This window comes from Micromonospora carbonacea, from assembly GCF_014205165.1.
GTDB lineage: Bacteria > Actinomycetota > Actinomycetes > Mycobacteriales > Micromonosporaceae > Micromonospora > Micromonospora carbonacea.
Genome location: NZ_JACHMZ010000001.1, coordinates 1,076,982 through 1,085,000, shown reverse-complemented (window position 1 = coordinate 1,085,000; position 8,019 = coordinate 1,076,982). Strand labels below are relative to the sequence as shown.

Here is an 8,019-nt window from a genome sequence, read left to right as displayed (position 1 = left end):
CGTGCCGCGCAGCATCGCCTGGTCGGCGATGGCCTCCAGGGCCGGGGGCTCGAACTCCAACTCCACGCCGTCGAGCTCGAAGAGGCGCTGGTATTGCTTCACGAGGGCGTTGCGCGGCTCGGTGAGGATCCGCACGAGGGCGGACCGGTCGAGGCTGCGGACGTTGGTGATCACCGGAAGCCGGCCGATGAACTCGGGGATCAGGCCGAACTTCAGCATGTCCTCCGGCATGACCTGGCTGAAGATGTCGTCGGTCGACCGCTCGGAGACCGAGCGGAGCCGCGCGCCGAAGCCCGTCCCGCCGTGGCCCGTGCGGGCCTCGATGATCTGGTCGAGGCCGGCGAAGGCACCACCGCAGATGAACAGCACGTTGGTGGTGTCGATCTGGATGAACTCCTGGTGCGGGTGCTTGCGCCCGCCCTGCGGCGGCACGTTGGCCACCGTGCCTTCGAGCATCTTCAGCAGCGCCTGCTGGACGCCCTCGCCGGAGACGTCCCGGGTGATCGACGGGTTCTCCGACTTGCGGGCGATCTTGTCGACCTCGTCGATGTAGATGATGCCGGTCTCGGCCCGCTTGATGTCGTAGTCCGCGGCCTGGATCAGCTTGAGGAGGATGTTCTCCACGTCCTCGCCCACGTAGCCCGCTTCGGTGAGGGCGGTGGCGTCCGCGATCGCGAAGGGGACGTTCAGCATCCGGGCGAGGGTCTGCGCGAGGTGGGTCTTGCCGCACCCGGTCGGCCCGAGCAGCAGGATGTTGGACTTGGCCAGCTCGACGGCGTCGCTGCCGGAACCCGGCGCGCCGGCCGCCTCGGCCTGGATCCGCTTGTAGTGGTTGTAGACGGCGACCGCGAGGGCCTTCTTGGCCTGGTCCTGGCCGACCACGTAGTTGTCGAGGAACTGGCAGATCTCCATCGGCTTGGGAAGCTCTTCCCACTTCACCTCGCCGGACTCGGCCAGCTCCTCCTCGATGATCTCGTTACAGAGATCGATGCACTCGTCGCAGATGTAGACCCCGGGCCCCGCGATGAGCTTTTTCACCTGCTTCTGCGACTTGCCGCAGAAGGAGCATTTGAGTAGGTCGCCGCCGTCACCGATCCGTGCCACCTACGTTCTCCCTGCACTCATCGGCCGGTGCACCGGCCATGACCTGCGGACGCTGCGCTCCGTCCGTCTCCGTTCGCTCGCCGGACCGTCCCGACGCAGCGGTACGGGCCCGACGTTACCCGCTGGCGGGGGTTTCTCCGACCCCCAAATCGGGCGTGTCAGAGGTCGGCCGGCGACACGCCCGGCCGACCTCCGACCCCATGCTCGTCTCAGCTGGCCGCGTTGGCGGCGAGCAGCCCCTTCTTGCGGCTGGTGAGGATCGTGTCGACCAGCCCGTACTCGCGGGACTCCTCGGCCGTCATGATCTTGTCCCGGTCGATGTCCTTGCGGACCTTCTCCACCGGCTGGTTGCAGTGCCGGGAGAGCATCTCCTCCAGCTGCGTCCGCATCCGCATGATCTCCCGGGCCTGGATCTCGATGTCCGAGCCCTGCCCGTAGCCGCCCTCGGTGGCCGGCTGGTGGATGATGATCCGCGAGTTCGGCAGCGCCATCCGCTTGCCCGGCGTGCCGGCGGCGAGCAGCACCGCAGCCGCGCTGGCGGCCTGCCCCAGGCAGACGGTGGAGATGTCCGGCCGGACGTACTGCATCGTGTCGTAGATCGCCGTCATCGCGGTGAACGAACCACCCGGCGAGTTGATGTACATGATGATGTCGCGGTCGGGGTCGGTGCCCTCGAGCGTCAGCAACTGCGCCATCACGTCGTTGGCGGACGCGTCGTCCACCTGGACGCCGAGGAAGATGATCCGGTCTTCGAAGAGCTTGTTGTACGGGTTGGACTCCTTCACCCCGTACGACGTGCGCTCGACGAAGGACGGCAGGACGTAGCGGTTGTGCACGGCCGCGAACTGGGGCGGCAGGCTCAGGTCGGTCATCGTCAGCTCCTCGGTCAGCTCAGGGTCCCGGCGCCTTCCGGAACCTGCGCGGCTCCGGTGATCACCTTGTCGATGAAGCCGTAGTCCATGGCCTCCTGGGCGGTGAACCAGCGGTCGCGGTCCGAGTCCGCCTCGATCTGGGCCTGGGTCTGGCCGGTGTGGAAGGCCACCCGCTCCTGGAACATCCGCTTCGTGTAGAGCATCTGCTCCGCCTGGATGGCGATGTCCGACGCGGTGCCGCCCATGCCGCCGGACGGCTGGTGCATCATGATCCGCGCGTGGGGCAGGGCGTAGCGCTTGCCCTTGGTGCCCGCGCAGAGCAGCAGCTGCCCCATGGAGGCGGCCATGCCCATCGCCACCGTGGAGACGTCGTTGTCGATGTACTGCATCGTGTCGTAGATCGCCATGCCCGAGTAGACCGAGCCCCCGGGCGAGTTGATCCAGAGGAAGATGTCCCGGTCCGGGTCCTCCGCCGCGAGCAGCAGCAGCTGCGCGCAGATGCGGTTGGCCACCTGGTCGTTCACCTCGCTGCCGAGGAAGATGATGCGTTCCCTGAGCAACCGGTTGTAGACCGAGTCGTCGAGGTTGCCAATGTTCTCGCCACCGCGGGCATCGATCGCCCGGAGCGGCTTCGCTGGGATGTGCATGTCGGTCATGGCAGCCCTTCGCTCTCCGTACCGTCCTACCCGACACTAACCGCTCGCCCGGGCGGCAGAGTCCCGGTCGGGGCGCTTTTCGCTCTCAGCGCAGCCCCTCCGGGACGTACCCGGAAAAGGGCTCGGGCCGCCGCCCACCGCAACCGGTGGACGGCGGCCGCACCCGAGATGTCAGTGCTCGTGGTCGTGGTCGTGGGCCTCTTCGCTCTCGGCGCGGATGGCGTCGAGGCTCACCTCGTTGCCCGCCGTGTCCTTGATCTTGATGCGCTCCATCACCGAGGCCAGCGCCTTGCCGCGCCGCACGTCGCCGAAGACGGCCGCCGCGCTGCCCGAGCGGACCAGCTGGTCGTAGTACTGCTGCGGGGGCATCCCGGCGCGCTGCGCGCGGTGGACGATCTCGTGGCCGAACTCGTCGTCGGAGACCTGGATCTCCTCGGCGTCGGCCAGGGTGTCCAGCAGCAGCTGGATCTTGACGCCGTCGGTCGCCGCCTCGTTGAGCTCGGCGTCGATCTGCTCCTCGGTCTTCTCCTCGGCCGCGAGGTATTCCTCCAGGGACGCGCCGATCCGCTCCAGCTGGTCGATCATGGCCTGCTTGCGGCCCTCGACCTCCTCGCGGACGACACCCTCCGGCGCCGGCACCCCGGCGGCCTCGACGAGCTGCTCCAGGGCCTTGTCCCGGGCGGCGTAGATCTGCTCGACCCGCTTGCCCCGGGTGACCCGCTCGCGCACGTCGGCGCGCAGCTCCTCGATGGTGTCGAACTCGCTCGCCATCTGGGCGAAGTCGTCGTCCAGCTCCGGCAGCTCCTTCTCCTTGACCGTGCGCACGGTCACCGCCACCTCGGCGTCCCGGCCGGCGAAGTCGCCGCCGACGAGCTGGGTGGTGAAGGTGGTGCTCTCGCCGGCGGCGAGGCCGACGAGGGCCTCGTCCAGCCCCGGCAGGAGCTGCTTGCTGCCGACCTCGTGGGAGATGTTGGTCGCCGAGCCGCCCGGCACGTCCTCGCCGTCGACCGTGGCGTTCAGGTCGATCTGCACGTAGTCGCCCTCGACGGCGGCCCGCTCGACGGTCTTCAGGGTGGCGAACCGCTCGCGCAGGTTCTTCACCTGCTCCTCGATCTCGCTGTCGTCGATCTGGAGCTCGTCAACGGTGACCTCGATCGAGTCGAGCTCCGGCAGGGCGATCTCGGGCCGGACGTCCACCTCGGCGGTGAAGTTGAGGGAGTCGCCGTCGTTGAACTCGGTGATCTCGACCTCGGGGCGACCGAGGGTCTTCAGGTCGTGCTCGCGGACCGCGGCGAGGATGTTCTGCGGGATGGCCTCCTGCACCGCCTCGTTGAGGACGGTGCCCCGGCCCACCCGCTGGTCGATCACGGCGGCCGGCACCTTGCCCCGCCGGAAGCCGGGCACCTGCACCTGCGAACCGATCTCCCGGTACGCCTTCTTGAGGCTCGGCTCGAGCTCGACGAACGGCACCTCGATGGCGAGCCGCACGCGCGTCGGGCTCAGAGTCTCGACGGTGCTCTTCACAGGCGTACTCCTTGACGGATCTCAGTTGAGTCTGGGCGTGATTCAGCCCATCGAGTGTAGGCGAGCCTGAACGGCCCCTCGGCAGCGCCCGGGACACCAGGCGGGAACCGGCGGCTCCCGGGGCGCCCCGGCCGCGGACGACAGTCGGGGTGGCGGGATTTGAACCCACGGCCCCTCGCTCCCAAAGCGAGTGCGCTACCAAGCTGCGCCACACCCCGTGGCGACGAGAAGTGTATGCCGTCGAGGCGCGGCAGGGGCGCCGGGGCCGGACACGCCGCGTCCGCGCGCTGCGCGGGCCGGCGCCGGGCAGGACGCGGGCCGACGCCGGGCCGACGCCGCCATGTCGGCGACATGGCGGTATCCCGGCGCGTGGATACCGCCACCTCCCCGGCATGACGTGGATCATGGGTACGCGCGGACAGGATGCGCGCCGAACCCGGGCACCGGGTAGGCTGTCGGCGCACCCCGTGCACCGGGGCGCACGCGGGCGTAGCTCAATGGCAGAGCTTCAGTCTTCCAAACTGACGGTGCGGGTTCGATTCCCGTCGCCCGCTCCACACCCCCCGGCCGGCAGGGCTGTTTCACGCTCCGGCCCGACCCGGGCAACCATTGCTGCCGCCGCTTCGACAGCCGACCCACCCACCTCCCCGAGCGGCCGACCGTCCGCCGGCCCGAGGCACCCGTGACAGCCCTCCCGCTCGGACCAGCTCCGGCGTGCGAGGTCCACGGGCTCCATCCGGGCCTGGTCGAGATCCGCACGCGCCGCCATCCGGAGCTGCCAGATCGCCTCAGCGTACCCGTGGTAGGTCTGGTGGTACTCCCGGGAGGAGAGGGCCGCGCCGGACCGGACGGCGTTGCGTACGGCGATCAGCCTCTGGTAGGCGAGCTCTCCGGCCTTGACGAGTTCCACCGTGCCGGCCACGAGCAGCCGTTCCCGGGCGGCGAAGACGTTTGCCTCGTGGACGACGCGGTTGGCCCGCCGGAGGCGGCGGGATGGGTCGTCGTCGTCCTGGGCGACCTCCCGTAGTCCGCTGTGGGCCGAGTCGAGCGCGACAGCGAAGTCGAGACAGTAGCCGAGGCGCTCTGCCTCCCGGCTGCGCCGACGCTCCTGGCGACTGTGCTGCGCCTCCACGGTCACCGCGCCGGCGAGGGCGATGACAGCTCCGCAGACCGCGCCGATGACGGAAGTCCATTCCACGTCTTCAGTTTCCACCGACGGTGACGAACCCGCTACGCCCTCCTGTCTCCAGTCCCGTCGACAGCAAGGAGACGACGGGAGGAAACAGGGGGACGGGAAACCGCCACGCCCGGCCGAGGGATGCGCACGGGTCACGACCCGGCGCCGACGACACAGAGACCGGCCCAGTCGAACGGGCCCAGATCGGGGTTCTCTGCACGGATCTCCCGCTGCGCGGCGCGCAGCGCCGCCACCACCGGCACCCCTTGCCCGACCTGGTGGACGAAGCGTGCGCCGACGTGGGCCGAAGCGACGCCACCGATCCAGCCGGTGCCGGCCACCACGGTGTTGGCACCGCCGATCAGCGCGCCGACGGCCAGGCTCAGCGGGTCGTGTCCGTACCGGCTCGACGCCGTGCCGCTCCAGCAGCCGTTCAGCACCACCAGTCGGGGCAGCCGGCGCAGGGCGAGGGCGTCCATCGTGACGCTGTCGGGGCCGAACAGCGCCGTGGCACCGGGCTGGTCGCCGTGGCCCGACAGGTAGAGCAGGGCAGGGCGGAGCCCGTCGTCGATTGCCGGCAGCGCGGCGAGCTTCCGGTGTCCGCCCGGCCAGGCGGCCAGGGCGGATCGCTCCACCCGGTGGCTCGGCAGGCCGGGGTCGAGCAGGCTCGCTGCCGGGTCGGTCGCCGGCACGCGAGGTCCGCCGGTCGTCGCGGACCGGGCCAGGAGGAGTTCCATGGTGCGCAGGCTCGGTGCGAGGATGACCTCGGCCACGTCGCAGAGGTACGTTCGGTCGCGCGTCAGGGCCGCGTGCGGCAGGTGCCACAGCCGCGGATCCGGAACGATCATCACCGACCGGGGACGTTCCGGGGAGCCCGCCCAGACGGCCGCATCGGGCAGGAGGAACGCGCCGAGTTCGTCCCAGACGGCGCGGGCCACGCCTCGTCCCGGTGGGACCCCGGTGGTCATGCTGTCGAGCTGCGCGGCCAGACGGGCGGAGGCGGTACGAAGCGTCGCCCGCCACGCCCCGTGGCGGGGCCGGGTCAGCACCGACGACCACCAGCCGTCCGACCTCGGCCCGAGGGTGATGACCACCACGACGTCGGCCATCGCGTCGAGGGCGGCCGGGGTGGGCAGGTGGCCGGGCAGTGGCGGCAGCGGTATCGGACCGGCCGGTCGCCCCGAGCGAATAGACGCGGCGGCGAGCCGGGCCACCGCGAAGACCTCGTCGACCGCCGCACGGTCGGTGGGCGGCGCGGCGATCGGAGAACGCGCGACGGCCTCCGCCGACCCGGCCGTCAGCAGGTGGTTCAACAGGTCGGCGCGTCCGGTCTCGGCGATCCGCGCGGTGGCCTCCGGCTCGCCGAGTTCGGTGTGTGTCAGCAGCGCAGCCGCGTACACCTCCTCCCGCGCGGCGTGCGTCGACCACCGCTCGTCCGGGTCGGGCAGTGAGTCGCGTTGCAGGTCGGCGGCGAGGAGAGCGGCCCGACCGGCGGCGTGCCGCAGCGCCGGCGGCAGTAGCTGCGTGGGTGGAGCCCGGTGCAGGTCGTACAGCGCGAGCATGGTCCGGTTGAGGTCCCGCCGTTGCGGTCGGGCGGCCAGGCCCAGGACGGCCACCAGGTGTCCGGCGATGGTCGCCGGGTCGCCGTTGGAGGTGATGAGGTTGCGGGCCATGTGCCGGTGCCAACGCAGCGCCTCCAGCGTCTCGGACCCCTCGTAGTAGGGCTGCGCCTCGCGCAGGGTGGCCGCGACGGCGGCCGGGTCGCCGAGGCTCTGCAGGACCTCGGCCCGTTCCAGCAGGATCTGACCGAGCCGGTAGGTGTCACCGTGGGCGCGGAACCGGGTTGCCAGGTCGTCGGTGAGCCGCAGCGCCTCGCCGAGCCGGCGCAGTTCACGCAGCGCCGCCACCTCGCGCAGCCGGGCGGTGAGGAGGTTTTCCTCGCTCACGCCGGCGAACGCCGCAGCGGCTCGCCGGTATGCGTCCAGCGCTGCTTCGGGTCGCCCGAGCGCGATCTCCAACCCCCCTTCCCGGTGCGCGATCAGTCCTCGGGTGAACGGGTCGAGGTCGCGGGTATCGGCGAACTCGCGAACCTCGTGCAGGACGTTCCGCGCGACCTCCAGCTCGCCCCGATGCCGGTGCAGCGTCGCCTTCTGCATCAGGACCCGGACGTGCTGCCGGGGGATGCGGGGCTCGTCGGCGTGCCGGCGGCACACCGCGATGCCCTCGTCGCAGTAGGACAGCCCCACGTCGTACCGGCTCGCCACCTCCCGCAGCGCCGCCATCTCCCGCCAGGCGTACGCGTGGAGCCACGCCGTGCCGGCGGGCAACGACTCCCGCAACAGGACGTGGTTCCACAGCTCCGCTGCGGTGAATGCCCCGCTGAGTCGGTGCCACTGGGCGGCGAACGCGATCGCCTCCTGGCAGCGCGAGCGGTCGTCCGCGCGTAGGGCGGTCCGGCTCTCCGCGAGCAGCAGGCGGATCGCCAGCCCTGGACGCCGTTGCCGCCAGGCCGCCGTCGCCTGTTCCTGGTACAGCTCGGCGAGCTGCCGCCACTGCCCTGCGGCGTGCAGTCGTCCGGCGGCGGGCTGGTGGTCGTGGTCGGCTGGCAGCGCGACCGCAGGATCGACAAGGCGGTCGAGAAGCGCCGATCGTCGTGCGGAGTCGAGCATCGCGCCACCGTCCATTC

General features: G+C 70.9%; 5 protein-coding genes and 2 tRNA genes (1 of these 7 cut by a window edge). 1 reads left to right on the top strand and 6 read right to left on the bottom strand.

Going from position 1 to position 8,019, the window contains the following annotated elements:
* From clpX to HDA31_RS04970, 5 genes are all read right to left on the bottom strand, one after another.
* Nucleotides 1-1,104: the 5' portion of an ATP-dependent Clp protease ATP-binding subunit ClpX gene (clpX, locus tag HDA31_RS04990; protein ID WP_043966350.1), read on the bottom strand. It extends 192 nt beyond the left edge of the window; 1,104 of the gene's 1,296 nt are visible here — the first part of the coding sequence; its start codon is at nucleotides 1,102-1,104; its stop codon lies off the left edge, out of view.
* 209 nt (nucleotides 1,105-1,313) lie between these two features.
* On the bottom strand, nucleotides 1,314-1,976 hold the full coding sequence (locus tag HDA31_RS04985) for an ATP-dependent Clp protease proteolytic subunit (RefSeq protein WP_074477690.1): 663 nt from the start codon (nucleotides 1,974-1,976) through the stop codon (nucleotides 1,314-1,316).
* A 14-nt stretch (nucleotides 1,977-1,990) separates the two neighbouring features.
* The gene (locus tag HDA31_RS04980) at nucleotides 1,991-2,632 is read right to left on the bottom strand and encodes an ATP-dependent Clp protease proteolytic subunit (RefSeq protein ID WP_074477688.1); all 642 of its coding nucleotides are present in this window, start codon (nucleotides 2,630-2,632) and stop codon (nucleotides 1,991-1,993) included.
* 171 nt (nucleotides 2,633-2,803) lie between these two features.
* The gene (gene tig, locus HDA31_RS04975) at nucleotides 2,804-4,156 is read right to left on the bottom strand and encodes a trigger factor (RefSeq protein WP_178066130.1); all 1,353 of its coding nucleotides are present in this window, start codon (nucleotides 4,154-4,156) and stop codon (nucleotides 2,804-2,806) included.
* A 144-nt stretch (nucleotides 4,157-4,300) separates the two neighbouring features.
* A tRNA-Pro gene (locus tag HDA31_RS04970) sits at nucleotides 4,301-4,374 on the bottom strand.
* 265 nt (nucleotides 4,375-4,639) lie between these two features.
* Here HDA31_RS04970 and HDA31_RS04965 point away from each other — a divergent pair.
* A tRNA-Gly gene (locus HDA31_RS04965) sits at nucleotides 4,640-4,713 on the top strand.
* A 772-nt stretch (nucleotides 4,714-5,485) separates the two neighbouring features.
* Here the strand turns inward: HDA31_RS04965 and HDA31_RS04960 are convergent.
* The gene (locus tag HDA31_RS04960) at nucleotides 5,486-8,002 is read right to left on the bottom strand and encodes a CHAT domain-containing protein (protein WP_178066131.1); all 2,517 of its coding nucleotides are present in this window, start codon (nucleotides 8,000-8,002) and stop codon (nucleotides 5,486-5,488) included.
* Nucleotides 8,003-8,019 lie beyond the last annotated feature (17 nt).